The organism is Streptomyces sp. NPDC101227 (assembly GCF_044767545.1).
Lineage (GTDB): Bacteria > Actinomycetota > Actinomycetes > Streptomycetales > Streptomycetaceae > Streptomyces.
Window position 1 is genome coordinate 425,823 of sequence record NZ_JBIWOD010000005.1, and the last position, 25,996, is coordinate 451,818.

At 71.7% G+C, this 25,996-nt stretch carries 24 protein-coding genes and 1 tRNA gene; 14 read left to right on the forward strand and 11 right to left on the reverse strand.

The genetic code is table 11. From position 1 onward, the window contains the following. Nucleotides 1–380: 380 nt before the first annotated feature. The 5 genes from ACIRPT_RS14315 to ACIRPT_RS14335 all read left to right on the forward strand — a co-directional run bounded on the left by ACIRPT_RS14315 (nt 381) and on the right by ACIRPT_RS14335 (nt 5,619). Nucleotides 381–1,631: a DNA polymerase III subunit delta' gene (locus tag ACIRPT_RS14315; protein ID WP_403826782.1), complete on the forward strand. Its 1,251-nt coding sequence runs from the start codon at nt 381–383 to the stop codon at nt 1,629–1,631. A gap of 300 nt (nt 1,632–1,931) precedes the next feature. Continuing rightward, a complete protein-coding gene (locus ACIRPT_RS14320) occupies nt 1,932–3,530 on the forward strand; it encodes an alpha/beta hydrolase (RefSeq protein WP_403826785.1) in 1,599 nt (532 codons plus the stop codon). A gap of 82 nt (nt 3,531–3,612) precedes the next feature. Continuing rightward, a tRNA-Thr gene (locus ACIRPT_RS14325) sits at nt 3,613–3,686 on the forward strand. Nucleotides 3,687–4,462: 776 nt separating this feature from the next. Continuing rightward, the gene (locus ACIRPT_RS14330; RefSeq protein WP_403826787.1) at nt 4,463–5,080 is read left to right on the forward strand and encodes an MBL fold metallo-hydrolase; all 618 of its coding nucleotides are present in this window, start codon (nt 4,463–4,465) and stop codon (nt 5,078–5,080) included. Next, nucleotides 5,077–5,619 (forward strand): tyrosine protein phosphatase, encoded by a 543-nt coding sequence (locus tag ACIRPT_RS14335; protein WP_403826790.1) that lies wholly within the window; start codon nt 5,077–5,079, stop codon nt 5,617–5,619. The genes ACIRPT_RS14330 and ACIRPT_RS14335 overlap by 4 nt, the downstream gene beginning before the upstream one ends. Here the strand turns inward: ACIRPT_RS14335 and ACIRPT_RS14340 are convergent. The 5 genes from ACIRPT_RS14340 to ACIRPT_RS14360 all read right to left on the reverse strand — a co-directional run bounded on the left by ACIRPT_RS14340 (nt 5,571) and on the right by ACIRPT_RS14360 (nt 11,024). Further along, nucleotides 5,571–7,049 (reverse strand): hypothetical protein, encoded by a 1,479-nt coding sequence (locus ACIRPT_RS14340; RefSeq protein WP_403826793.1) that lies wholly within the window; start codon nt 7,047–7,049, stop codon nt 5,571–5,573. The genes ACIRPT_RS14335 and ACIRPT_RS14340 overlap by 49 nt on opposite strands. A gap of 11 nt (nt 7,050–7,060) precedes the next feature. Beyond that, on the reverse strand, nt 7,061–7,519 hold the full coding sequence (locus ACIRPT_RS14345; RefSeq protein ID WP_403826796.1) for a MaoC family dehydratase: 459 nt from the start codon (nt 7,517–7,519) through the stop codon (nt 7,061–7,063). 48 nt (nt 7,520–7,567) lie between these two features. Further along, a complete protein-coding gene (locus ACIRPT_RS14350; RefSeq protein ID WP_403826799.1) occupies nt 7,568–9,073 on the reverse strand; it encodes a long-chain fatty acid--CoA ligase in 1,506 nt (501 codons plus the stop codon). An 86-nt stretch (nt 9,074–9,159) separates the two neighbouring features. Further along, nucleotides 9,160–10,056, reverse strand: coding sequence for an amidohydrolase family protein (locus ACIRPT_RS14355; RefSeq protein WP_403826802.1), 897 nt, complete (start codon nt 10,054–10,056; stop codon nt 9,160–9,162). 2 nt (nt 10,057–10,058) lie between these two features. Next, nucleotides 10,059–11,024, reverse strand: coding sequence for an SDR family NAD(P)-dependent oxidoreductase (locus tag ACIRPT_RS14360; RefSeq protein WP_403826805.1), 966 nt, complete (start codon nt 11,022–11,024; stop codon nt 10,059–10,061). Nucleotides 11,025–11,165: 141 nt separating this feature from the next. Between ACIRPT_RS14360 and ACIRPT_RS14365 the strand changes: the two genes are divergently transcribed. Continuing rightward, nucleotides 11,166–11,666, forward strand: coding sequence for a MarR family winged helix-turn-helix transcriptional regulator (locus tag ACIRPT_RS14365; protein WP_403826808.1), 501 nt, complete (start codon nt 11,166–11,168; stop codon nt 11,664–11,666). A 30-nt stretch (nt 11,667–11,696) separates the two neighbouring features. Here the strand turns inward: ACIRPT_RS14365 and ACIRPT_RS14370 are convergent, their stop codons facing one another. From ACIRPT_RS14370 to ACIRPT_RS14380, 3 genes are all read right to left on the reverse strand, one after another. After that, entirely contained in the window at nt 11,697–12,203 is a 507-nt protein-coding gene (locus tag ACIRPT_RS14370; protein WP_403498923.1) for a hypothetical protein, read from the reverse strand. Nucleotides 12,204–12,234: 31 nt separating this feature from the next. Continuing rightward, a complete protein-coding gene (locus tag ACIRPT_RS14375) occupies nt 12,235–14,403 on the reverse strand; it encodes a DUF4429 domain-containing protein (RefSeq protein ID WP_403826811.1) in 2,169 nt (722 codons plus the stop codon). A 66-nt stretch (nt 14,404–14,469) separates the two neighbouring features. Next, entirely contained in the window at nt 14,470–15,531 is a 1,062-nt protein-coding gene (locus tag ACIRPT_RS14380; protein ID WP_403826814.1) for a helix-turn-helix domain-containing protein, read from the reverse strand. Nucleotides 15,532–15,582: 51 nt separating this feature from the next. On the opposite strand from ACIRPT_RS14380, the gene ACIRPT_RS14385 reads away from it, so the two are divergent. From ACIRPT_RS14385 to ACIRPT_RS14405, 5 genes are all read left to right on the forward strand, one after another. After that, nucleotides 15,583–15,978 (forward strand): cupin domain-containing protein, encoded by a 396-nt coding sequence (locus ACIRPT_RS14385; RefSeq protein WP_403826817.1) that lies wholly within the window; start codon nt 15,583–15,585, stop codon nt 15,976–15,978. 300 nt (nt 15,979–16,278) lie between these two features. Beyond that, the gene (locus ACIRPT_RS14390; RefSeq protein ID WP_403826820.1) at nt 16,279–16,584 is read left to right on the forward strand and encodes a hypothetical protein; all 306 of its coding nucleotides are present in this window, start codon (nt 16,279–16,281) and stop codon (nt 16,582–16,584) included. A gap of 108 nt (nt 16,585–16,692) precedes the next feature. Then, nucleotides 16,693–17,322: a hypothetical protein gene (locus tag ACIRPT_RS14395; RefSeq protein WP_403826823.1), complete on the forward strand. Its 630-nt coding sequence runs from the start codon at nt 16,693–16,695 to the stop codon at nt 17,320–17,322. A 5-nt stretch (nt 17,323–17,327) separates the two neighbouring features. Continuing rightward, nucleotides 17,328–17,660, forward strand: coding sequence for a hypothetical protein (locus ACIRPT_RS14400; protein WP_403826826.1), 333 nt, complete (start codon nt 17,328–17,330; stop codon nt 17,658–17,660). A 232-nt stretch (nt 17,661–17,892) separates the two neighbouring features. Beyond that, nucleotides 17,893–18,852 carry a LysR family transcriptional regulator gene (locus ACIRPT_RS14405; protein ID WP_403826829.1) on the forward strand — a complete coding sequence of 320 codons (960 nt, stop codon included), beginning with the start codon at nt 17,893–17,895 and terminating at the stop codon, nt 18,850–18,852. 121 nt (nt 18,853–18,973) lie between these two features. Here ACIRPT_RS14405 and ACIRPT_RS14410 read toward each other — a convergent pair whose 3' ends face one another. Both ACIRPT_RS14410 and ACIRPT_RS14415 read right to left on the reverse strand, forming a co-directional pair. Then, nucleotides 18,974–20,356 (reverse strand): aminotransferase class V-fold PLP-dependent enzyme, encoded by a 1,383-nt coding sequence (locus tag ACIRPT_RS14410; protein WP_403826832.1) that lies wholly within the window; start codon nt 20,354–20,356, stop codon nt 18,974–18,976. Nucleotides 20,357–20,400: 44 nt separating this feature from the next. Beyond that, complete coding sequence (locus ACIRPT_RS14415; RefSeq protein WP_403826835.1) at nt 20,401–20,706, reverse strand: MoaD/ThiS family protein; 306 nt, start codon at nt 20,704–20,706, stop codon at nt 20,401–20,403. Between the two features lie 515 nt (nt 20,707–21,221). Between ACIRPT_RS14415 and ACIRPT_RS14420 the strand changes: the two genes are divergently transcribed. From ACIRPT_RS14420 to ACIRPT_RS14430, 3 genes are all read left to right on the forward strand, one after another. Continuing rightward, nucleotides 21,222–22,013: a glycerophosphodiester phosphodiesterase gene (locus ACIRPT_RS14420; protein WP_403826838.1), complete on the forward strand. Its 792-nt coding sequence runs from the start codon at nt 21,222–21,224 to the stop codon at nt 22,011–22,013. A 303-nt stretch (nt 22,014–22,316) separates the two neighbouring features. Continuing rightward, nucleotides 22,317–23,666 carry an acyltransferase family protein gene (locus tag ACIRPT_RS14425; RefSeq protein WP_403826841.1) on the forward strand — a complete coding sequence of 450 codons (1,350 nt, stop codon included), beginning with the start codon at nt 22,317–22,319 and terminating at the stop codon, nt 23,664–23,666. 381 nt (nt 23,667–24,047) lie between these two features. After that, on the forward strand, nt 24,048–24,833 hold the full coding sequence (locus ACIRPT_RS14430) for an arylamine N-acetyltransferase (protein ID WP_403827093.1): 786 nt from the start codon (nt 24,048–24,050) through the stop codon (nt 24,831–24,833). 389 nt (nt 24,834–25,222) lie between these two features. Here ACIRPT_RS14430 and ACIRPT_RS14435 read toward each other — a convergent pair whose 3' ends face one another. Beyond that, nucleotides 25,223–25,669 (reverse strand): RidA family protein, encoded by a 447-nt coding sequence (locus ACIRPT_RS14435; RefSeq protein ID WP_403498902.1) that lies wholly within the window; start codon nt 25,667–25,669, stop codon nt 25,223–25,225. Nucleotides 25,670–25,996 lie beyond the last annotated feature (327 nt).

The window sequence follows — 25,996 nt, forward strand, 5'->3', positions numbered from 1 at the left end:
CCCCGGGGGCGGCGGGGGGGGGGGGGGGGGGGGGGGGGCGCCGCGGGCGGGGGGGCGGCGCCCCCCCCGGCCCCCCCCCCCCGGGCGGGGCCCCCCCCCCCCCCCCGGCCCCCACGGCCGTTTTACGGTGCGGGCGGGGTACCGGAGGGTCTCGCGGCCGGCTCCCGGATCCCCCGCCCGAATCCATTTGTCAGTGGGTTGCACCACAATGGTCGAAGGGTGAGCTGGCGAGGGCCGAAACCCAACGGGTCAGGTCGGCGCAGGCTCATGCCACCGGGCGTACGGCAACGGCGCCCACGGCACACAGGCTCACGCAACAGGGCACACAAGCTCACGCAACAGGGCACGACGCAGGACGTACAGGAACGGCGGGCAGCGCGATGGCGGTATGGGACGACGTGGTCGGCCAGGACCGGTTGACGGAGCAGCTCGCCGCGGCCGCGCGCGACGCGGATGCCATCGTGAGCGCCGCCGACGCGGCCGGCGCGGTCGCGAAGGCCCCGCTCGGCGAGCCGGCGCCCGCGGGGCAGCGCGGCGCCTCCCAGATGACGCACGCCTGGCTGTTCACGGGCCCGCCCGGATCCGGCCGGTCCACCGCCGCCCGCGCGTTCGCCGCCGCGCTGCAGTGCGTGAGCCCCGACCGCGCCCTCGGCGGCGCCCCCGGCTGCGGCTTCTGCGACGGCTGCCACACCAGCCTGGTCGGCACGCACGCCGACGTCGAGATCGTCCGTACGGATCTGCTCTCCATCGGCGTCAAGGAGACCCGTGACCTGGTCCGCCGCGCCTCCCTCTCACCCGCCGGCGGCCGCTGGCAGGTGATCGTCCTGGAGGACGCCGACCGCCTCACCGAAGGCGCCGGCAACGTCCTCCTCAAGGCCGTGGAGGAGCCCGCCCCCCGTACCGTCTGGCTGCTCTGCGCCCCCTCCATCGAGGACGTCCTCCCCACGATCCGCTCGCGCTGCCGCCACCTCACCCTGACCACGCCGCCGGTCGACGCCGTCGCCGATGTGCTGGTCCGCCGCGACGGCATCGAGCCGGAGGCCGCCGCCCGCGCCGCCCGCGCCACCCAGGGCCACATCGGACGGGCCCGCCGCCTCGCCACCGACGAGCGGGCCCGCGCCCGCCGCGCCGCCGTCCTCAAGCTCCCGCTCCGCGTCGACGACATCGGCGGCTGCCTCAAGGCCGCCCAGGAGCTCATCGACGCCGCGGGCGAGGACGCCAAGCAGGTCGCCGAGGACGTCGACGCCAAGGAGACCGAGGAGCTGCGCGCCGCCCTCGGCGCGGCGGCCGGCACGGGCGGCCGGCTGCCCCGCGGCACCGCCGGCGCGATGAAGGAGCTCCAGGACAAACAGAAGCGCCGCGCCACCCGCACCCAGCGCGACAGCCTCGACCTGGCCCTGGTCGACCTCACCGGCTTCTACCGCGACGTCCTCGCCCTCCAGGTGGGCGCCGCCGTCCCCCTGGCCAACGACGAGGTCCGCGACAGCATCCAGCGCATCGCCACCACCTCGACCCCCGAGCGCACCCTGCGCCGCATAGAAGCCGTCATCGCCTGCCGCGACGCCCTGGACCGCAATGTGGCCCCCCTGCTCGCCGTCGAAGCGATGACCGTCGCCCTGCGGTCCGGCTGACCGCCACCGGCACCGCGCCCCGCCGTCGAAAGGAGCCGCACCCGACCACCATTCCTCCCGCAGAGTCCCGGCCGAGGCCGCAAACGGTCGGCACGACCCGGAATGCACGTTCCAGGGCGCACAGACAGTCCCACCCCGGATACGCTCCGTCCAACATCACATTCGCCACCGTCACCGCAGCCAACGGTGCACTTCCCCACGACGCCTACGCCGCCCCACCCCGCCTGTGCCGCCACGCCGCCCATGCCGGCCCAAGCCGCCTCGCCGAACCAGGGACCGAGACCGAGGGATCGATCGCCCATGGCCACCAGCCGTCTGCTCCGTACCTCCGCTGCCGTCTTCGCGGCCACCGCCCTGCTGATCTCCGGCTGCTCATCGGGACGCTCGGCCGCCCCCGATACGGCGGCGTCCCCGGGCCGCGCGCACGACGCCGGCGCCGAGCACGCCACCCCCGGCGGCGGCTCGTCCGCTCTGGCGCCCCTCCCGACCGCCATTCCGCCCGGCCTCCGCCCGTTCTACGACCAGAAACTCAGCTGGCACGCATGCGGCGTCGCCGGCTTCGAGTGCGCGACGATGAAGGCGCCCCTGGACTACGACCAGCCCGGCGCGGGGACGATCAAGCTCGCGGTGGCCCGCAAAAAGGCCACCGGACCCGGCAGCCGCCTCGGCTCCCTCATGGTCAACCCGGGCGGCCCCGGCGGATCGGCGATCGACTACCTCCAGCAGTACGCGCCCCAGCCCGCGGCCGTCCGCGCCCGCTACGACATGGTGGCCATGGACCCCCGCGGCGTGGGCCGCAGCACACCGGTCGAATGCCTCTCCGACAAGCAGATGGACCGCTACACCCAGACCGACCAGACTCCTGACTCATCCGCCGAGGTCAACAAGCTCGCCACTTCCTACCGCGACTTCTCCAAGGGCTGCGAGTCCCGCTCCGGCAAGCTGCTCCCGCACGTCTCCACCATCGAGGCGGCCCGCGACATGGACATGCTGCGCGCGGTCCTGGGCGACAAGAAGCTCACCTACGTGGGCGCCTCCTACGGCACCTTCCTCGGCGCCACCTATGCCGGTCTCTACCCCACCCACACCGGCCGTCTGGTCCTCGACGGCGCCATGGACCCCGAGCTCGACGCCCGCACCACCAACGTCAACCAGACCGCCGGCTTCAACACCGCCTTCACCTCCTTCGCCGCCGACTGCATCAAGCACAAGGACTGCCCCCTCGGCACCAAGGACACCGCCGACGCCGGCAATCGCCTCTCCGCCTTCTTCAAGCGGCTCGACGCCCATCCGGCCGAGACCGGCCAGGCCCGCAAGCTCACCGAGTCCCTGGCCACCACGGGCGTGATCGCCGCCATGTACGACGAACAGTCCTGGCCCACCCTGCGCGTGGCCCTCGCCCAGGCCCAGAAGGGCAACGGCCGGGCCCTGCTCGCCCTCTCCGACAGCTACTTCGAGCGCGACGCCGCCGGCCACTACTCCAACCAGATGTACGCCAACCCGGCCGTCAACTGCCTCGACCTCCCACCCGCCTTCACCAACGCCGACGAGGTCCGTGCCGCCCTCCCGGCCTTCCGCAAGGCCTCCCCGGTCTTCGGCGACGCCTTCGCCTGGTCCGCCCTGAACTGCGCCTACTGGCCCGTCAAGCACTCCGGGAACGCCCGCAGCATCCCCGCCAAGGGCGCCGCCCCCATCGTCGTCGTAGGCACCACCCGCGACCCCGCCACGCCCTACACCTGGGCCAAGGGCCTCTCCCGACAGCTCTCCACCGCCACCCTCCTGACCTACGACGGCGACGGCCACACCGCCTACGGCCGCGGCAGCGACTGCATCGACACCGCCATCAACACCTACCTCCTCGACGGCACCGTCCCACCCAAAAACAAGCGCTGCACCTGACCCCCACCCCGCCGCCCCTGACCAGCCCGTAAACCCGTGCCAAAGCACCCCCTGGCAATGTGTAGACTGGGCCGCGCACCACGCCGCCTTAGCTCAGTTGGCCAGAGCAACGCACTCGTAATGCGTAGGTCTCGGGTTCGAATCCCGAAGGCGGCTCAGTGAGAAACCCCAGGTCGGATCCGTTCCGGTCTGGGGTTTCGTCGTTCGGTGGATGCGGCGTCGGCGCGGGGGGCGCTTCGCGTGGGTGACGGGGGTCTCATTTCTGGGCGTCGATGCGGGTTTCGGGGTGTGCCTAACGATCTCCATGTTCGGGCAGCAGTTGGTGATCAAGATGTCGGTGGATGTTCACGAGTGAGTTTTGACGGTGCAGGGTTCGCCGAAGCGGCGTGCCTGATGCGTGCAGCGCTGTCAGTGGCCAGGGCCAGGGTCCGGTGGTGCGAGTGACTGCTACGACCTGTTCCTGGCGGTGGACCCGGCGCCGGAGCTGCCCGAGCCGGAGCTTCAGGAACTGCGCCGGCCTCTGGGGCAGGGCGAGGGGCCGGCGGAGCTGAAGTCGGCCGACTCGGAGTCATGGGGCGGTACGTGGCAGGCCTTCGACGGTGGCTCGGCGAGCCACGCGTTCGACGGAGCCGACCTCTCCTTGGTGGGTCGGCTCCGTGCGCGATGCGGGCCTGGACGAGATGCGGCATGCCGTGCGTCATGAGGACGGCTTCGATGTTGTGGAGGTCCGCTCGACGGGGAAGTGGGCGCGTGTGCACTGGCCGTCTCGATAGGTCGGCTCCGGGTTCTGCATCTGGAGCGAACCGGGCGGGCTGGGCGAACCGGGCGGGCTGGGTGGGCCGGGTGGGATGGTGCAACCGCCCGCTCCGTGTGGGTAGTTGGATGCTTTGGTCCGGGCCGCGGCCAGGGGGCCAGCGGGCTGCCTTCCGGCTATGCTCGTGTGGGTGCTGATTGCCAAGTACACCCATTCCTGTGTCCGGTTGGAGCACGGCGACGGTGGCGGCACGCTCGTCATCGATCCCGGTGTCTGGAGCGAGCCCGAGGCGCTCGTCGGTGCGGATGCCGTCCTGGTGACCCATGAACATGGCGACCACGTCGATCTGTTGCGGCTGAAGGGGCTGGGTGTGCCGGTTTTCGCGCCCAGGGCGGCGCGGATTCCGGGGCTGGACTTCAACGGTGTGGTGTCCGGGGAGGAGTTCACCGCGGCCGGATTCCGGGTGATGGCTCAGGGCGGGCGGCACGCGCGCAGCTACGGTGAGCTCCCGGACTGCGCCCATCTGGGCTACCTCGTCGAGGAACGCCTCTACCATCCCGGGGACTCGCTGTACGTTCCCGACCGGCCGTTGGAGACCCTGCTGGTCCCCCTGCAGGCATCCTGGATGAAGACGTCCGAGGCCATCGACTTCGTGCGGGCCGCCGCGCCGGAACGGGCGTACGGCATCCACGACGGGCAGCTCAACGGGCGGGGGCTGAGCGGCGTCAACGGCTGGCTCACCGAGGAGTGCGGCGGTCGCTATCAGTGGCTCGCGCCGGGCTCGGCCGTCCGATGACGGCGCCGTCTGCGCCCGTCCTCTTCACCGTTACCGGTCCGGAGGCGCCCGGGCGGCTGAGCGCCATGGCCCGGCCCCGCGGCCACGGGCACCTGACGGCCGACATGGCGGCGCTGCGCCGGGCCGGCACGGACATCCTCGTCTGTGCCCTTACCGAAGCCGAGCGCGCCGCACTCGGGCTCGCCGACGAGCCCCGCCTCGCCGAGGCCGCGGGGCTGCGGTTCGTGGCCCTGCCCATCCCGGACATGACGGTTCCGGCGATCCCCGTCGTACTGCCGGTGCTGCGGGGACTCGCCGCGGACCTGCGGGCCGGCGCCCGTCTCGTCGCGCACTGCCGTTGCGCCATCGGGCGCTCCTCTCTGATCGCGGCCGCCCTGCTGATCCTGGGAGGCAGCGCACCGGAGAGTGCCTGGGCGCGTGTGGAACGGGCGCGGGGGAGGCGGGTGCCGGACACCGAGGAACAGCGCGCGTGGGCGGTGGACCTCTTCCGTCATGTTTCGGCGGGGGAGGTCGGGGAGGGAGGGGCCGGCAGCTCGTAAGGGCGGGGGTACGGGCCGGGGTGGTAAGGGAGGAAGCGGGCCGGGGAGGCGGGGTCGGCCAGTCGTGCGGCGGAGTTGAGGGAGGCGGGGGAGGAGTTGCCCCAGTGGCCGGTGTGTACGCGGTGGTCGAGGGCCTTCACCGAGGCGGCGAACTCGCCGGGGGAGAAGGTGCAGTGTCCGGCGTTGTTCACATAGGCCTGGCGGAGGTTGCGGGCGCTGCCGGCCCGGGTGACCGCGCGGCGGTAGGCGCTCTCGGTCTGTACCGGTACCAGGGGGTCGCCGATGGTGTGCACGTCGAGCTGCGGTTTCGTGAGCCGGCCGGTGAAGCTGACGTTGCGCTCCAAGTACGTGACGGCGGCCGGATCCGCGTCGGTGCGGGGTGCCTTCGCCAGCGTGCGCAGGTCGGTGCGCAGGGAGCGGCCCGCGGCCTTGTAGAGGGCTTTGACCTGGCGGTAGTTGGCGGAGCGGCGGAGCATCGCGGCGTAGTTCACGCCGGTGTTCCAGGACGGGTTCCCGCCCGCCCGGGCCTCGGCTTCCTGGCGCCAGGAGAAGGCGGGTCCGGCGATGAGGGACCGGACCACCGGGTACTGGGCGCGTTCCTGGCCCGTGTGGTCGCCGGGGGCGGGGCGCGGGCGGTCCGGGTCGTTCCACGCGGGGATGTTGTGCAGTGCGGCGGCCAGCGCGATGCGGGCGCGGCCGGTGCCGGTGTCCTGTGCCCGTTCGACGGTGCCGCTCAGCGCCGCGGCGGCGGCCTTGGCTTCCGTCTGGTTCGCGAAACCGGTCAGGGGGATGCCGGAGTGGGGGGCGAGCAGGGTCTTGAGGGCGTAGACGGGGTCGAGGGTGTTGTTCCAGTTGGCGACGCCGCCGTGCACGAGCCCGCACATCGCCAGCGATCCGTCGATCCGGTCGGCGTGGCGTTCGGCGATCGCGGTGGTGACCAGTCCGCCGTACGACTCGCCCCAGGCGAGCGTGCGCCGTGACGGGCCGATGAGCCGGGTGAACGCGTCGAGCGTGTGCAGCTGGTCGGGTACGGCCTGCTCGGCGGCCCAGCCGGTGGTGGCGTAGGAGGAGCCGGCGAGGGCGTAGCCCCTCCGGAGGAGCAGCGCGCGGGTGGCCTGGTCGGGGGCGTCGACGGCCGGGTTGTCGCTGCCCTTCGGGCGGTAGCCGTGGCTGAACAGCAGCACGGTGCCGTTCCAGGCGGCCGGTACGTCGATCGCGTAGGCGGCGCCGGAGCCGAGCGTGCCGGTGAGGTGGCGGGGCCGCTGCCCGTCGGGGGCAGCGGTGGCGGGCGGGGCGCCGGCCGCGGCGACGAGCAGCGCGGTCAGTGCGATGCCGGTGGAGCGCCGTATCCGGGAGTGGGATGGCCGGGAGCGTGGTGGCCGGGCGGTTGCGGCGGCGGTCGCGGGTGGGGTGGGGGAAGCGGTGGTCATGTCGCGGGCCCCTATGCGTAGAAGCGGGTCAGGCTCCGCAGGACGGCCGCGGGCTTGGGGCCGCCCTCGATCTCGAGGGTGCCGTCGACCGCCAGCTGTACGCCGTCGCCGGGCACGTCGTCGACGGATGCGAGGTGCGCCACCAGGCGGATGCGGGAGCCGGCCTTTACGGGCGCGGGGAAACGGACCCTGTCCAGGCCGTAGTTGACCTTGGTGGTGACGCCCCGCACGTCGAGCAGCGCGCTGAACAGCGGAATGAAGAGGGAGAGGGTCAGATATCCGTGGGCTATCGGGGCGCCGAACGGTCCGCGCGCGGCGCGCTCGGGGTCGGTGTGGATCCACTGGTGGTCTCCGGTGGCGTCCGCGAAGGTGTTGATGTGCTCCTGGGTGATCTCGGTCCATTCGCCGGTGCCGAGATCGCTTCCGGCGAGCTTCTTGAGCGCGGCCAGGCCGTCGACGGTGAGGGTCATCTGGTGCTCCATGGGTGAGGTGGGGCGCGGTGGGGTGGGACTGGGTGTTCAGCCGGCGCCGAAGCGTTCGCGCAGCAGGGGCTTGCGGAGCTTGCCGGAGGCGGTGCGCGGCAGTTCTGCGGTGATCGCCAGGGACTTGGGTGCCTTGTAGGAGGCGAGGCGGCCGGCGAGGAAGGCGCGGAGGTCTTCCAGGGAGGGCGGCGCCTCGGGTTCCGCGGGGACGACGACCGCGCGCGGCGCCTCGCCCCAGGCCGGGTCCGGTACGCCGATGACGGCGCACTCCGCGACGGCGGGGTGGGCGGCGAGGGCCTCTTCGACCTCGGCGGGGTAGATGTTCTCGCCGCCCGAGATGATCAGGTCCTTGAACCGGTCGACGATGGTGACATAGCCGTCGGCGTCGACCCGCGCGACGTCGCCCGTCCGCAGCCAGCCCTCGGGGAGCGCGGCGGCACTGGTTTCCGGCAGGCCCCAGTACCCGGCCATCACGTGCGGCCCGCGCACCAGTACTTCTCCCGGCTCGTCCGTACCGGCCTCGGTGAGGTCGGGGCGCACGACGCGCACGTCGGTGAAGAAGTGCGGCACTCCCGCGGATCCGGCCTTCGCGGTGGCGTGTGCGGCGTCCAGGAACAGGACGCCGGGGGCGGCCTCGGTCATGCCGTAGCCCTGCTGGAAGACGAGGCCGCGCCGCTGGTAGGCCTCGATGAGCGCGGCCGGGACGGGCGATCCCCCGCATTGCAGGGTGCGCAGCGAGGACAGGTCCGCCGACGGCCAGCGCGGGCCGGCGGCGATCCGCTCGTACATCGTGGGGACGCCGAACATGGTGGTGATCCCCAGGTCCTCGATCAGGCCGAGCGTGCCGTCGGGATCGAAGGATTCGACGAGGACGCAGGTGCCGCCCTTGAGCAGGACGGGCAGGGCGAGCATGCCGAGTCCGGCGGCGTGGAAGAGCGGGGCGGTCACCAAGGCCCGTTCGTCGGCGGCGAGATCGGCGTCGATCAGGACGTTGACGGCGTTCCAGGTGAGGTTGGCGTGGGTGAGCATGGCGCCCTTGGAGCGGCCCGTGGTGCCCGAGGTGTACATGATGAGGCAGATGTCGGCGCCGGCGACGGCCTCGTCCAGGTGGACCGCACCGGCCCCGGCGAGCAGCCGCTCGTACTCCTCGCCCGTCTCCACGGTCCGCAGGGGCTGCGCCCCGGCGGCCGGCGCGGGTACGAGCGGCGCGAGGGCGGGGGAGTGGACCAGGAGGCGGGCGCCCGAGTCGGCGAGCTGATGGCCGATCTCCGCCGGAGTCAGACGGGTGTTGAGCGGGACGAAGACGGCGCCGAGCAGCCCGGCGGCGAAGAGGGTTTCGAGGAAGGCCGGATGGTTGGGGCTCAGGCAGGCGACGCGGTCTCCCCGGCGGATGCCGGCCGCGCGCAGCGCGTGCGCGAGCCGGGTGGTGCGGTCGTGCAGCTGGGCGTAGGTGTACGAGGTGCCGTCGTGGACGAGGGCGGTGCGGTGCGGGGTCTTGCGGGCGCGGCGGGCCGGCCAGGAGCCGAGTCCCTCGTTGCGCATGGCGGATGCCCCCTTCTGGGGTGAGGGCCTGGTGGAGCGGCCCGGTGCGGTGATCTGGCGGGAGCGCCCGGTGTAATGACGGGGCGTCAGGAGGGGGCGAGGCCCAGCAGGCGGGCGGCGTTCTCCTTGAGGATCTTCGGCCGTACGTGGTCCTTGATCGCCAGGGCGTCGAAGTCGGCGAGCCAGCGGTCCGGCGTGAGGACCGGGAAGTCCGAGCCGAACAGGACCTTGTCCTGGAGCAGGCTGTTCGCGTAGTGGACGAGCTGCGGCGGGAAGTACTTCGGCGACCAGCCGGAGAGGTCGATGTGCACACCCGGCTTGTGGGTGGCCACGGCGAGGGCCTCGTCCTGCCAGGGGAAGGAGGGGTGCGCCAGGATGATCTTGAGGTGCGGGAAGTCGGCGGCGACGTCGTCCACGTACAGCGGATTCGAGTACTTCAGCCGGATGCCCCCGCCGCCCGGCACACCCGCGCCGATGCCGGTCTGGCCGGTGTGGAAGAGCGCGACGGTGCCGGTCTCCTCGATCACCTCGTACAGCTCGTAGGCGAGGCGGTCGTTGGGGAAGAAGCCCTGGATGCTGGGGTGGAACTTGAAGCCCCGCACTCCGTGTTCCGCCACCAGGCGCCGCGCCTGGCGTACCGCCGCCCTGCCCCGGAAGGGGTCGAGGGAGGCGAAGGGGATGAGGACGTCGGGGTGGGCGGCGGCCGCCTCGGCGACCTCCTCGTTGGGGACCGGCGCGGTGCCTGTTGCGGACTCGGCGTCCACGGTGAACACGACGGCGGCCATGTTCCGTTCGCGGTAGTAGGACGCCATTTCCTCCAGGGTCGGTTTGCGCTTGCCCGCGACCTTGAAATAGGCGCTGGAGGCGTCGCGCAGGCCGTCGTCGAGGGAGGCGTGGCCCGTGGCGGAGACCTCGGCGTGGGTGTGGACGTCGATCGCGGTGAGCGTGGCGGGGTCGAGGGCGGGGCGGTAGCGCGTGCTCATGGTCAGCGCTCCGGGAGGCGCGGGGCGGGGATGCCGACGGACTCGGGCCGGGCGCCGACCGAGGTGTGCCAGGCGTCGGCGATGGTCTGCGGGCTCCAGCCGCCGTCGGCGTAGGCGGTGGCGGCCTCCTGCGGGTGCGACCACAGGGCGAGCCGGTCGCCGCCGATGCCGATGCACTGTCCGGTGATCTCGTGCGCCGCGTCGGACGCGAGGAAGGGGACGAGCGCGGCGCAGTCCTCCGCGGTGCCGAATCCTTCGCCCTTGCGCAGGAAGTCCGGCAGCGGCGTCCCCCGGAGCCGCAGGGCTTCGACGTACGGTGCGAAGGCGGGAATGGTCTCGGTCATGGCCGTGGCGGCGACGGGCACGATGGCGTTGGCCGTGATCTTCGCCTTTGCCAGCTCCATCGACCAGGTGCGGGCCATCGCGGCGATCCCGGCCTTGGCGGCGGCGTAGTTGGTCTGCCCGAAGTTGCCGCGCTGGCCGGCCGGGGAGCCGACGAGGATCAGGCGGCCGCCTTCCCCCTGTTCGCGCATGCGGATCGCCGCGGCGCGGGCGCAGGTGAAGGTCCCCTTGAGGTGGGTGGTGAGCACCGCGTCGAAGTCGTCGTCGGACATCTTCCACAGCACGCGGTCGCGGAGGATTCCCGCGTTGGTGACGAGGATGTCGAGCCGGCCGAACTCTTCGACGGCGCGGGCCACGAGGCGGTCGGCGGCCTCGGCGGTGCCCACCGCCACCGCCTCGGCGACGGCGCGCCCGCCACTGCCGCCGGCGGCCTCGGTGACGGCCTTGGCGGCCTCCTGGGCGAGGTCCTCGTCCAGGTCGTTGACGACGACGCGGGCCCCGGCGCGGGCGAGGGCGGTGGCGTAGGCGAGGCCCAGGCCGCGGCCGGAACCGGTGACCACGGCGGCCTTGCCGCTCAGGTCAACGGTGGCCGGGGGAGGGGGAGTCGGGGTGGTGGTCTCTGGCACGGAGGCGTCCTTTCGGCGTGCGGTCCGGTCGAAAGGAAGCTAGGACCAATAATTGTTGACGTCAATAGTTGTTGTTGTAGCGAAGGTGCGGCATGCTGACCCTGTCGGCGCCCCGCCGCCCGCCCCTGCACGGCCCTGACCATGGAGTGCGTCATCAGCATCGAGCCCACCCCCCGTACCGTCTCCGGCAACCCCGTCGACGCGGACGAACCGTGGATGCGGGGCCTGCACGACGACACCGGCTACCTGCTCTACCGGCTCGGCCTGCGCTCCGGGCAGCTCTTCAACGCCGCCCTCCAGGAATCCGGCCTCCGGCTGCGGCACTACGCCGTGCTGCGCTACCTCGCCACCGTCGAGGGGGCGCTCCAGAGGGAGTTGAGCACCCGGCTCGGCTACGACCCGAGCGCCATCGTCGGACTCGTCGACGACCTGGAAGGGCCGGGCTTCGTCGAGCGGGCCCCCGCGCCCTCCGACCGACGCAGCCGGATCGTCGTCCTCACCGCGAAGGGAGAGGCGTTCCTGCGCGACACGGATGACGCGAGCCACCGCGTCACGGACGATCTGACGGCGCCGCTGACCCCGCGCGAACGCGAGACGCTGCACCGGCTGCTGCTGCGCGTCGCGCGCCCCGAAGCGACCTGACGGCGCCCGCCGCCGTACGGAAGGCCCAGGTCACCGCGCGGCGGCGAGGAACCCGAGCAGGTAGGTGAGGGCGAAGATCAGGGGGACCCATTGCTCGACGTGGGTCAGTGGGAGATAGCGGCGCCAGTCCCTGCCCTGCCCCAGTGCCTGCCACTCGGCACGGGAGTAGGCGTAGGCCGGGAGCCGCTCCTCGAGTGCGCCGATCACCGCGTACTTGGCACCGTTGAGCTGGCGGTACGAGCGGATGATCAGGAACCACGCCGCGCACTGGGTGACGAGGATGACCAGTGCGCCGGCCAGCAGCCACACGGGAGCGCCGGCGACGCCGTCGCTCAGCGCCGCGGCCCCCGCGGCGATGGTGCTGTTGAGGGAGAGGAAGAAGGTGTTGGTCAGGCTCCGTCGCCCGCTGACCCGGTCGGCCATTTCCACGCAGAGCTTGTACTGCTCCAGCACCGCGGTCTGGTAGCGCTCGCCCTCGCGGGTGTACGCGGCCGGTTCGACAGAGGTGTTCCAGAGGCTGTCCGGAATCGACGTCATAGGGGCAGCATGGCCGCCGGGGCGGCAGTTGTCAGCGGTGCGTGTGGGGAGGGGCGGTCGGGAAGGTGGGGAAATGCACGTCGATGGGGGTCGCCATGCGGGTCAGCGCGTCCAGGATCGGCAGTCCGTAGCCGATGAGGAGATAGAGGGCGGCGGCGGTGAACAGGAAGAACACCGCGCGCCGGTACCAGAAGACCATGCGGTGCTGCCGCAACTCCCGTAATTCCGGCAGGAGTCGGAAGACCAGGCAGGACTCCAGCGAGAAGAAGCGCAGTGCGAGGGGCATCCGGAGGGAGACGATCCGCGGACGCCAGTCCGCCGAGAAGCGGATGGCCGCCACCAGCCGTTGGCGTGCGCGGCGGGGTACGGGCACATGGGGAAGGGCATGGGGCAGGAGTGGTGCGGCCCGCCTCCGGAAGGTCTCGTAGAGGCCCTGGTCCCTGGGCACCAGGATCACGAGCTGCTCCGGCCGTAACAGCCGCCGCGCCTGCCGGAGTTCCCAGAACAGCGATTCGCCCTCGCCGCACCGCATCACGGTGAGCGAGCAGCAGGACATCAGCGCGGTCACCGCGGGGCGCCAGTCCTCGTCCCGGACCCTGGCCTTCGCCGCCCCCAGCGTCTCGGTCTCGTTGTCCAGGCCGATGAACGGCCCGATGCCCGCCATGGCGGTGGAGACCGCCTCCTCCTCGGTGACCAGCGAGCCGGGCCTGGCGGGCTTCCTGGCCCGCTTGTCGTCCTGGAACGAGCGCAGGTACAGGACCGGCGGGCGCGGATCCGCCAGCATGGTGGCGCGCGCGTCCCGCGACTGCTTCAGCTGGACGGCGCGCAGCGCCGCACGGGCCCGCGGCCAGACGACCAGCGCGATCAGCGAGCCGACCGCGAGGAACCCCAGGGGTACGCCCGCGAGGCGCGGCCCGGCCGCCAGCCGGTAGGCGCCGCCGACGAACAGCAACGCGAAGAAGAGCAGGAACCCGAGCGCCCAGGAGCCGCATCCGGCGGCCGTCCGCCGCCGCGGTGCGACATCGTCCAGCATCGCGAACACGTCGTGTTCCCGGTCGGCGGCGTAGCGGCCCAGGACGAGGCACGGCCGCGGGGCCCCGCCCGCCGTCCCCGTCAGGGCCTTGTCGCTGAATCCATGACGACGGCAGAACTCCGGCCCGCCGGACCCGCCGGACCCGCCGGACCCGCCGGACCCGGCGGTCCCCGGGCCCGTGAGGTACGTGGCCCCCGATGCGTAGCCCCAGCGCAGTGCGGAGTACAGGAGAGCGTCCTCCACCGCGCGGGTGGCGTCGGTGCCGACGGACCGTTCGACCTGAAGGCGCGCGATCTCCCGCACCTGCGGGGCATCGGGCGGAGTACGGAGGCGGACCGAGCCCGCGGCCTCTCCCGCCAGTTCCGCGCGGGCGGCGAACGAGCCGGGTCCGTCGGTGCGCTCGGTCCGTATCGTCACCCGCGCCCTGGCCGCTGCCGCCGCCGTGTGTGCCTCCAGCAGCCGCGCTGCGAACAGGACGTTGGAGCCCTCGCGCAGGCCGTTGAGGACCAGCGTGTCCGGATCGTCGGCCGGCCCGGGATACGGGGGACGCGCATCCGGGAGGCGGAGACGGAGGGCCGGAGTGTGGCCGTGGGTGTAGGTGACTTCGTCGAGGGCGGCGAGCGGGATGACGCGCGCCGACCCGTCGGCACTGTGGTGGCCGCCGCCGGTGAGCCGGATGACGTGGCCGTCGAACTCCGCCTGGCTCAAGATCCCCCGCAGGACCCGCGGAGCGGACGGTACGGGCAGCGGCGGCCCGGAGCCGTCGGGCGGACCGGACTCGTCGATGGCCCGGGTCAGGAGGCGGTGCAGATGCTCGGCCCGCCGGAGTTCCCGGCGGTGGAAGCGGATCAGGTAGGGGTCGTCCGGCTCGGGCAGCTGCGCCCCGAGCACCTCGGCCACGGCGTCGATGCCGGGGTGCGGAACGAGCCGCAGCGTGCCCCACCGGGCGTGGTTCCCCGGCGGGCTGAGTACGGCGGCGGACAGCGCGCGGACGGGTATCGGGCGGCCGTCGAGAGCGCGCAGCAGTGTCCGGGCGCCGCGCCCGGGGTACCGGATGACGCAGCGCCGTCCGTCGAAGTCGAGGCGGGCCCGCTCGCCCGTCAGCCGCGTCGGCGGGTCCGGGGCCCGTCCGTCCTCCGGGCCGCCGGCCGAGCGCAACGAGTCCATCCGGGCCTCCCCCATCGCCGCCGGCGCTCACCTTCACACCGCCGGTGGTGCCGCGCAAGGTGCCTGTCAGAGCAGGGAGTTGACCGCTGCCCGGGGCGCGCCCGCCGCCTTGGTCCCCGGGCCGAACCTCCGGCGGTACGCGGACGGGCTCAGGCCCGTCTCGCGGCGCAGGCGGGCGCGGAGGTTGGCGGCGGTGCCCAGGCCGCTGCGCCGGGCGACCTCGTCGAGGCGTTGCTCGCCGCGTTCGATGAGGCGGCAGGCGAGGGCGATGCGTTCGCCGGTGAGCCAGGCCAGCGGGGTGGTGCCGAGCTGGGCGCGGAAGCGGCGGTGCAGGGTGGCCTGGCTGACGGCCGCGCGGGCGGCGAGGTCGGCGACGGTGAGGGGCGTGCCGAGCCGCTCCTGGGCCCAGGCCAGCACGGGAGCCAAGGATGCGTCCGGGATGTCGGGCAGCGGCCGTTCGACGAACTGGCGCTGGCCGCCGTCCCGGTGGGCGGCGAAGACGAGGCGGCGGCTGACGGAGTTGGCGACCTCGGCGCCGTGGTCGCGGCGCACGATGTGCAGCCCGAGGTCGAGGGCGGCCGCGCTGCCCGCCGCGGTGAGGATGTCGCCGTCGTCGACGAAGAGCACGTCCGGCTCGAACCGTACGGCGGGGAAGCGGTCCCGGAAGGAGGCCGCCCACTGCCAGTGCGCGGTGGCCCGGCGGCCGTCCAGGACGCCGGCCTCGGCGAGGGTGAAGGCGCCGCTGCAGAAGCCCACCAGGCGGGCGCCGCGGGCGCCTGCCCGCCGGATGGCGTCCAGTACGGCGGGGCGGCGCGGTACGTCGGTGTCGGGGCGGTTCGGGACGATCAGGGTGTCGGCGGTGTCGGCCAGTTCGTCGAGGTCGCCCACGCCGCTGAGGGTGAAGAAGCCGTCCCGCATCAGGGTGTGGGGCCCCGGGGAGCACAGGGCGAAGGAGTAGAGGCCCTGGGGATGGCCGAGTTCGGGTCTGCGGAGGCCGAATATCTCGGTCACGCAGCCGAGTTCGAAGGGGTTGGAGTTCTCGTCGACGATCACGACGACGCGGTGGGGGGTACGGGGCGGGGGCATGGGGGCCGGCGTCGCCGGTGCCTGCGAGGAATCTTGCGGCATATGCGATTTCTAGCACTCGCGGGGCGGCCCGGCGCCACCGAGGATGAGCCCATGAGCAGCGAACCGATCTCTCTTGACCAGGCGTTGGCCTCCTTCGACACCCTGTGGAGCCCGCGCATCGTCACCCGTGTCAACGACTACGACGTACGGATCGCCAAGGTGAAGGGCGAACACATCTGGCATGTGCACGAGGACACCGACGAGTTCTTTCTGGTGATCGACGGTGAACTGCGCATCGGGCTCCGCGAGGACGGGCGCGAGCGCTCGGTGACGCTGTCGGCCGGGTCGGCCTTCACCGTTCCGCGGGGCACCGAGCACAAGCCGTACTCCGCAGACGGCGCCTCGATCATGATGTTCGAACTCACCGGGACGCTGACCGTCGGCGACCGGCACGACGAGATCCCGGACCATGTGGACTCGACGACGGGGCATGCGCTGGAGCGGTAGCGGTGCGTCCCGCCGGCGGGCAGGGGGACGCCCGCCGAAACCGTACCGGGCGGCCGGATTCTTGGCCGTCCGGTAATTAATCCTTCCCGTTCCGGTCTTTTACTGCGTCGGGGAGCCCGCTCTAGAGTCGAGACATCGAGGCGGCGGCCGATTATGCGCGGTGTCGCGATAAATCGGCCCGCGATTAGTCTTTCTCTTCCGGTGTACGGCGCGTTTATTGTCGATTCGTCTATTCGTCGAGTCGGACCGGTGTTTCCCGCGGGAGTGGGCACCCGGCCATGTGGAATACCTGGAGCATTCGTGACGACCACACCGGCAGCGCAGCAGATCGCGCAGCACCCCGCGGAACCGGCCCGCCCGGCACCGCCCGGACGCCCCCCGCGCTGGAAGCAGACCATTCTCACCTTCGTCGGTATCTATCCGATGCTGACGCTCTTCCAGCTGATCTTCGGGAAGCAACTGGCCACCCTTTCCCTGCCGCTCCGCGTCCTGATCATCGTCGCGGTCGTCGCACCCCTCGCCACCTACGTCGTCTTCCCGGCCCTGACCAAGCTGGCCGGACCGCTGATGAGGCCTGCCGCGCCGCGATCGAGGCCCACCAGCTGAATCAACACCGAAACGGGGGATTTTCGCATGTCTCAACTCCTGCCCGAAAACGATCGGGCTGGCGGTGCCCTGCTCACCATGGAGGGCACCGGTACGCGCACGGTGCTCATGGATATACGTTCCCTGGATACCTTCCTGGAGCTGTGTACCGAGGAATATCTGAGCTGTACGCCACAGGATCCACCGGGCTGTTTCGCCGTCCTCGTCGGTTCGCTCTTCGGTGATATCGCTCATATCAACCGGCTCGAGTTCGCCCGGAACGTAAGGGCGTCCGACGACACCGCGGAGGCGGAATTCGCGGCAAATATCGTGCCCTGCTTCGGCGCCGCGTACAACAACAAGCGCCGCGGCTACTGGTGCGATGCGCGCGACCTCCTGCGCATCGACCGCGACGCGCAGCGCGACGGCCTCGACATCGTCGGCTCCGTCCATCTGCACCCCGACTGGCACCGGATCGGCCCCCAGCACGAGCGCGGTATGCGGATCAGCGAACAGGCGACGCCGATGGACCGCCATATGTTCGCCAACACCCGCTGGCCGATCAACATGATCTGCTACCTGGAAAGCCGGGAGACGGCATTGCTGCCGACCCTCGCGGCCTGGGCGCCGCCGCCCGCCGCGCCCGGCGAGGGCGCATCCGACACCTGCGCACCGCTCGCGCTGCGGGTGCGCGACGGCGCGGGAGAACTCCTGGAAGGGGACTCGCTGCGGCTCCCCCCGATCGAAAGGGTGAGGTGAACCCGATGCACGTCGTCATCGCCTGGTGGGACCTGGCCGAGTCGTCCCAGACCATCGATTCGCTGCGGACCTATCTCCGCGACGAGTCCGTGAACGCCTTCACGGACGTACCGGGGCTGCGCCTGAAGACCTGGATCTCCGACCGGGCCGCCAACCGCTGGGGCGCGGTGCTCCTTTGGGAGTCGCGGGAGGCCGCGGCGCAGCCGCTGCCCGGCCGCGCGCCGCAGCTGATCGGCTTTCCGCCCACCGCCCACTGGGCGTTCGACGTGGAGGCGACGGTCGAGGGCCGATACACCCAGGAGGCGCTGGCCGGACTGGGGCTCGCCTTCGAGCAGTGACCGCCGCGTAGACCGCCCCTCAGGCCCCCCGTCCGGCCGAGCCAACGCCCTTTCTTTCCTAGAAAATTGAACCATCACGCGATTTGGGGTGTGGTTTACAGTGAGGGCGTCGCTTGAGCTGTACGGGGGGTCCTCTGGTGGCAACGATTCTTTCCACCTGGAAGACAGGGGCTGCTGAAGGTGCCGCCCGTCATGGGCGGCCGACCTTCCCTCCCTCACCCGTGGTGGACCCATGAATATCGAATTGCGGCACTTCCGTTACGCCATAGCCGTCGCCGAGGAACTCAGCTTCACCCGCGCCGCCCAGCGCCTGCACGTCGCCCAGTCGGCGCTCTCGGCACGTATCAAGGAAATGGAGGCGGAGCTCGGCGTCGCGCTCTTCCACCGGACCACCCGCCGGGTGGAACTGACGGAGGCCGGCAAAAGATTCGTCGCCGAGGCCGAACACGCCCTGCACCACCACGAAGAGGCGCTGCGCCAGGCCCGCGAGGCGGCCAGCAGCATAAGAGCCAGACTCAAGGTCGGCTTCCAGGGAGTGGCGGCGCTGGAGCTGACACCGTTCATACTCGACGCGTTCGAGGGCCGATGTCCCGGCGTGGAAGTCGAGATGTGCCGCTACGACTGGGACGACCCATCGGCGGGCGCCAACAGCCAAGAGGTCGACGCGGCGTTCGTACGCCCGCCGTTCCAGGCCCGCGACCTGAAGATGGAGCCGCTGTTCACGGAGCCCCGGGTCGCGGTGCTCCCGCACCGCCACCGCTTCGCGGCCCGCCCGCGCATCCACATCACCGAGCTGCTCAACGAGCCCTTCGTCCTGCGCCGCAGCCCCGACCGCATCTGGGCGGACTACTGGATGTGTGCCGAATACCGGCGGCGGCTGGACATGCCGCGGCTGGTCGAGGTCTCCAGCGCGGACGACGAACTGCAGGCCGTCGCGGCCGGCCGGGCCATCAGCATCACTCCGGCCGCCGCCGCCCGCTTCTACCCGCGCTCCGGGATCGTGTACGTACCGGTGGACGGCGTGAGCCCCAGCACCGTCGCGCTCGCCTGGTCGCACAGCGCCACGAACCCGGCCGTGGCGGCCTTCACCAAGGCGGTCCGGCAGGTCTGCCGCACCAAGCCCCACATCCTGCGCGCGATCACCGACCCGATGGGCACCCTCACCCAGGACCTGCGGGGCCGCGCGGGCTGACCGGACGCCGCCGCGGCGGGCCGGAGCCGGCCGCGGCGGGCGATCACGATGCCGGGCGGGCGGGCCTCCCGGCCACCGGCCGTCCCGCCGCCGCCCCGCACGCGGCCGCCCGCCGCCCCACTCAGCCGCCGCAGGCCGCCCCGACGGGCGTACGAACGGACCGCTCCCGCCGTTCCGCGGCCCGCAGCCGCACCCGCGCGCCATGGCTCAGCTCGGGCATCGGCCGGGGATCGGGGTCCGGTACGAACCGCGCCCCCTCCGCCCGGTACGACCAGGCGGGACCGCGCTCGACAAGTCCGGCCAGCGCCCATGTGAAATCGCTGATGTCCTGCTCGGTGATCCCGGCACCGATGCTGACCCGGACCGCGTTGCCGCCGTCCTGACCATCCCCCAGCAGGTGCTTGACCAGCGGGTGAGCGCAAAAGCGCCCGGTGCGCACGGCGATGCCGTGTTCCGCGGACAGCGCCGCCGACAGCAGACCGGGCTCATGGCCCCGCACGGTGAACGTCACGGTGCCGACCCTCGGATGCCGCTCGTCCCACATGCGGTGGACGCGCAGACCGGGAATGCCGGCCAGCTCCCGCTCCAGCAGCGCGGTCAGCCGTTCCTCCTCCTCGACGAGGCCGGAGCGGAGCGAGGCGTGCAGCAGCTCACACGCCGTCGCCAGCGCGTAGTTGCCCAGGAAATTGGGCGAACCGGCCTCGTGCCGCTGGGGGGACGGCGCCCAGTCCACCGTCTGCAGGTCGACGTGCCGGGTGGCGCCGCCGCCCGCGAGGTACGGGGCCGCGGCATCCAGCCAGTCGGGGCGGCCGACCAGCGCGCCGGCGCCGTAAGGGGCGTAGAGCTTGTGCCCGGAGAAGGCGACATAGTCCACGTCCCAGCCGGACATGTCCAGCGGCCGGTGCGCCGCCAGCTGCGCGGCGTCCACCGCGATCCGTGCGCCGTACCGGCGGGCCACCCGGGCGAGTTCGGCGACCGGCCACACCTCGCCGGTGACATTGGAGGCCCCTGCGACGGTCACCAGGCGGGAGCCGCCGCCCCCGCCCGGCGCCGCCGAGGCCAGCGCCGCGTCCAGGAGCGCCAGGGCGTGCGCCGGGCCCTCGGGCACCGGCAGCCGGTGCACGGCGCGCCGCTCCCACGGCAGGAGATTGGCGTGATGCTCGGTGGCGAAACCGAACACCTCGCAATCCGCCGGCAGGGCATGGGCCAGCAAGTTGAGCGAGTCGGTGGTGTTGCGCGTGAAGATCACCGTGTCGTCGGGGCGGGCACCGGCGAAGGCGCGCACCGATTCCCGGCAGGCCTCCTGCAGTTCGGTACAGACGGCGGAGGGGAAACCGTCCCCCCGGTGCACGCTGCCGTACCAGGGCAGGATTTCGTCCACCGCATCGCGCACCTGCGCGGCGCACGGCGCGGTGGCGGCGTAGTCGAGATCGAGCCGGCGGACCTCTCCGCCGGTCACCAGGGGCACCCATTGCCGGTCCCCCACCAGTGTCAGCTTCTCCATTGCTTCATCCCCCGTCATGCTTCCCCCGACGTCATACGGACCGTTCACCGACAACAGGGCAGTTGGGCGGCCTCCGAGCCCCCGGCCACAGCCGGGATCACCGACATGACCGCCCCTTGTGTGACGGCCGTACGGACGCCGTCGGCGAAGCGGATGTCCTCGTCGCCCAGGTAGACGTTGACGAACCGGCGGATCTCGCCGTCCTCGTCGGTGATGCGGTCGCGGATTCCCGGGAACCGGCCTTCCAGGGACTCCAGAACCTCCACCACAGTGGCGCCGGAGGCGGTCACCTCGGCGGCGCCGGCGGTGTAGCTGCGCAGGATGGTAGGTACGCGCACGGTTACGGACATGGTTATCCGTTCTCCCCTCGATCCAGTGTGCTTGTGACCGTACGACGGGCGGGCAAAGCAGGGGAAAGTCCAATACGGGCACGATTTATCGCCCGTCCGGACACAATTCCCGCCCCCGGCCTTCCGGCGGAAACACGCGGGAAGCGGGCGTGCGCTCCCGGCCGCTATTCGCCCCGGCCGCCCCCGCCGCGCCGCACGGATGGCCGTCCCGCGTGGCGGACGCCGGGGGATCGGGGCATGTTGGGGCCAGCGACCAGGAGGCCCCCATGGACGGGAGACCGGACCGGATACCACCCCGGAATTCGCCCCGGAGACCGCTCCGCAAAGCGCTCCGGAAACCGCTCCGGAAACCGATTCGGGCACTGCTTTGGAGCCCGTACGGCAATCCGCACGGGAATCCGCCCCGCGGCCGCCCGTACGGGAATCCGCTCCGGTCCCGTCCGTACGACAATCGGCGCCGGCGACCGTTCCGGGGCCCGATGAAGCCCGCCGCGGCGGGCGTTGCCTTCATAGCCATGGCGACCGTGCCGCTGTCCGCGACGGTTTCCGGGCCGCGCCCTGGAGCCGGCGCGCCGCTGGTGATCGCGCACCGCGGCGCCTCCCGCTACGCGCCCGAGAACACCCTCGCCGCCGTGGACGCCGCCCACCGCCGCGGGCTCATCTGGGTCGAGAACGACGTCCAGCGCACCAAGGACGGCCAACTGGTGGTGCTGCACGACACCACGCTGAAGCGGACCACCGACGTCGAAAAGGTGTTTCCCGGTAGGGCGCCCTGGCGGGTCGGCGATTTCACCGCGGCCGAAATCGCGCGCCTCGACGCCGGAAGCTGGTTCGGGCCCCGGTTCGCGGGGGAGCGGGTGCCCACGCTCGCCGACTATCTACGCCGTCTGGACCACAACGACCAGCGGCTGTTGTTGGAGATCAAGTCCCCCAAGTCGTATCCGGGAATCGAGGCAGACGTCGTCCGCGAACTCCGCCGCCGTGGCTGGCTGGATCGCGCGCATGTCAGGAACCGCCTGGTCGTCCAGAGCTTCTGCGTGCCATGCGTAAAGGTGGTTCACGGCCTGGTGCCCGAGGTGCGTACGGGAATCCTGGGATCGCCGCGAGTGGCCGACCTGGCGCGTTACGCCCGATTCGCCGACGAGATCAACCCCCGTATGTCGGCCCTCAGTTCACGCTGGATCGAGGCCGTTCACCGGCTGCGCGGCGCGCACGGCAGGCCGTTGGAGGTCTATGCGTGGGGTGTGGGGAAGAACACGGGCGTGAGAGAGGCGCGGGCCCGGGGGATTGAAGGGGTCATCAGCTAGGGCGCATTGCGACGGCATTGTCTTGATTTCGCGGCCGGCCGGATCCGGATACGCATATGCGTCCGTCGCACGGTACGTTCAGGGGGCGTGAAGGAGATGTGGAAGCCGGACAAGCGGCTGCTGAGCCGCGCCGGGCGGGGATTTACTGGATTCCCGTGGCACGGCTATGGTGCCAGGGATGTTCGACGCCGCCACACTCCCCGTTAAAGAACTTAGACGCAGGATGAGGCTTTTGGGTTCCTATTTGGGGCCCGCTGCGGGCCCGCGTCCAGCTCCTCCTCAGGGTTCGTTCCAGGAGGGCCCTTGACGAACGATTTTCCGGCGTACGGCGATCGACGGGCGCCCCTTCCCCCGCAGCGGCAGGTGCCCGATGCGACGTCGTACGACCCGCTGAGCGCGGGCGCGGCGACCGCCACCATGGCGCCGGCCGCCGCGACGGCCACCGGCACCGGCGCAGCCACCGGCACCACCGCCGGGCTGGGCACCGGAACGGACACCGCAAGCCGGCCGACGCCGCAGACCGGCCCGGACCGCCCGGCCACGCGCGCCAAGCCTGCCGCCGGGTCGCACGGCCGGCACAAGGCGCGCAGGGCGCACGGCAAGGCCCAGGCCGGCGCCGACGCCAAGGCGAAGCCCCGCGACGCGTTCTTCGACAACGCGAAGTTCCTGGCCATCGTGCTGGTGGCGATGGGGCATTCCTGGGAGCCGCTGCGCGACGGCAGCCGGTCGGCGGCCGCGCTCTACATCACCGTTTACGCCTTCCACATGCCGGCGTTCATCATCATCTCCGGCTACTTCTCGCGCAGCTTCGACATGCGCAAGGACCGGCTCCAGCGGCTGATCACCGGCGTCGCCGTGCCGTACATCCTCTTCGAGGTCGCCTACACCCTCTTCAAGAGGTGGGCGGACGACGATCCGCACTACCCCATCAGCCTCACGGACCCCTGGTACCTCACCTGGTTCCTGCTGGCGCTGTTCGTCTGGCGGCTGACCACCCCGCTGTGGAAGATCGTGCGCTGGCCGGTTCCGCTCGCACTGGCCGTCGCCGCGCTCGCCTCCATATCGCCGGACATCGGCGACGACCTGGACCTCCAGCGGGTGCTGCAGTTCCTCCCGTTCTTCGTGATCGGGCTGTGTCTGAAGGCCGAGCACTTCAAGCTCGTACGCCGCAAGAAGGCACGCATCCTTGCCGTACCGGTCTTCGTCACCGCCCTGGTATTCGCGTACTGGGCCGCGCCGCGCATGAATGCCGCGTGGTTCTACCACCGGGACGCCGCACAGGAACTGGCCGCCCCGTGGTGGAGCGGCATGGTGATGACGCTGGCGATGTTCGGCTGCTCGCTGGTCCTGGTGGCCTGCTTCTTCGCCTGGGTGCCGGGCCGCACGATGTGGTGCACGGCGCTGGGCGCGGGCACCCTCTACGGCTACCTCCTGCACGGCTTCGTCGCCAAGGGCTCCCGCTTCTGGAACTGGTACGACAACCCGTGGGTGCACAAGCCCTGGGGCATGGTGCTGATCACCCTCGCCGCCGGCACCCTCATCACCCTGCTCTGCACGCCACCGGTACAACGCTGCTTCCGCTGGGCGATGGAACCCAAGATGACCTGGGCGTTCAAGAAGGACCCGGTGGGGATGGCCCGCAGCCGGAACTGAACGTCGGGCGCGCGTGAACAGTGTCAGGGGCACCTGTCCCACCGGGAATCCCGGCGGAACAGGTGCCCCTGACACGTCCGTCCCGCTACCCGTACGGAGCCTTCCCGCGCACCGCGTACGCCCCCCGGTCCCTCCCGAATCCCTCTCTTCCTCCCGGTCCGCGCGGCTTCTCCCCGGTCCGCTCGACCTGAGCCACGGGACGTACGGGCCTCCGCCCATCAGCCGATCGCGCCCCGCCACCACGTCTCCTAGGCTCGACACGCGGCCATGCACGGGCTCCACAGCGGCCCATCATCGGAACGCGGAGGCACGACACCATGACCAGCAGCGGGTTCCGTCTGGGGCGGAGACCGGATACGCCTCGACGACTATCTGGCCCGCATCGGCTACGAGGGTGACCGCGAGCCGACCCGCGACGTCCTGCGCGGGCTGCACGCCCGCCATTCCGCGTCCATCGGCTTCGAGAACGTCGATGTGGTCCTCGGCCGCCCGATCCCGCTCGACCTGGAAACACTCCAGACCAAGATGATCGACCGGCACCGCGGCGGCTACTGCTACGAACACAACCTCCTCTACGCCGCCGCCCTCGAACGCTTCGGCTTCCGGGTCTCCGGCCTCGGCGCCCGCGTCCGGATGGGCGACGACCGCCTCCGCCCGGTCACCCACGCGTTGCTGAAGGTCGAGCTGGACGGTGAGGACTTCATCACCGACGTCGGCTTCGGCGCCTCGGGCCTGCTCGCACCCCTCCCCCTACGGGACGGAACCGAGGCCCGCCAGAGCGGCTGGACCTTCGCCCTGGCCCACGAGAAGAAGACCGAGGCCTGGGCGCTGCGCTCCCGCACCGAGGACGGCTGGATTGACCTCTACGCCTTCGGCCCCGAGCGTCGCTACCCCGTCGACTACGCCGTCTTCAACCACTACATCTCCACCCACCCGCGCTCGCCCTTCGTCAGCCGCCTCGTGGTCCAGCGCCCACTGCCCGACCGGCGCAGCGTGCTGATCGGCCGCGAGCTGACCCGCACCCGCCCGGACTGGTCCAGCGAGGTGCGCGAGGTGGCACCGGAGGAGACTCCGGAGGTCCTGGAGGAGGAGTTCGGGATCACCCTGTCGGGGGCGGACGCCGAGGCGGTCGTCGCGTTTCAGGGGAAGGTGGGGGATGTCCCCTAAGGGTGTGGCCGCCCCCTGGCCTTATCGATACCCGGACCGAACGCGGTGACGCACGATCCCACGACCGAGGCCGGCCCGGCCGGACGAACGAAGGACGCCGCCCCTGACGACCGCGCCGTCCTCCCCCACACCGACGACGCCCCGCCGGAACCGACGACCCATCCCGCCAGAAGCCGACGAGGCTCTAGCGGCCCTCTGACGACATTCCACCGGGCGACATCCGCCGACCGACATCCGCGGACAGACAAACGGCCTCGCCATCGGACTTCATCCGATGGCGAAGCCCTATCGGATGCCCGGATGCCCGGATGCCCGAATACCCGGATACCCGGACGTCTATCAGGGCGCCTCACGGCGCCTCACGCGCCTCACGGACGCCTGTCAACGGCCTATCGAACGACGGCAATGCCCTCGATCTCTACCAGCGCCGCTTCGTCCCACAGCCGGGTCGCCCCGATCACCGCCATCGCCGGGTAGTCGCTGCCGACCAGCCGTTTCCACACCAGCCCGATCTCCGGGGCGTGCCGGCGGTAGTCGGCGACATCAACGGCGAAGACGGTGAGCTTGGCCAGATCGGACGGGCCGGCGCCGGCGGCGGCCGCCGCGTCCAGCAGATTCCGCAGGGCCCGCTCGAACTGCGCGACGATGCCGGCTCCTACGATCTGATCCCCTAGGAGCGCGGTCTGCCCGGCGAGGAAAACCATGGTCCCGGAGGCGGCCCGCACGGCATGACTGAACCCCGTCGGCCGCGACAGCTGGGGCGGGTTGATGCGCTCCAGCCCGGCGCCGGAGGCCCCCGACGCGGGCGGTACGGGGGTATCAGCGCTCATGCTCATCTCGGGTGGGCTCCCTCCGCCGCCAACTGGTATTGCACACCCAGCGATTGAAGCGCGTCCCGTTCTGCCTGGGGAAGCTCTTCGCAAGAGATGGCGAGATCGAAATCGACCCCGGCGGCGTCAGCTCACAGTGCGCCGGCACGAAGAACGCCCGCCGCCCGAGCTGCAGCGGACCACCAGCGGCACCTTGCACCGGACCGCGGCCATCAGCGCCGCCTGGCGGTCTCTGCCCAACGCGATCGCCCGGAGGCCGGAGGCCGGATACCGGCACCTTCCGCCGGCGCACCGAGGACCTGCGCCAACTCACCGACTACCGACCTGCAAATA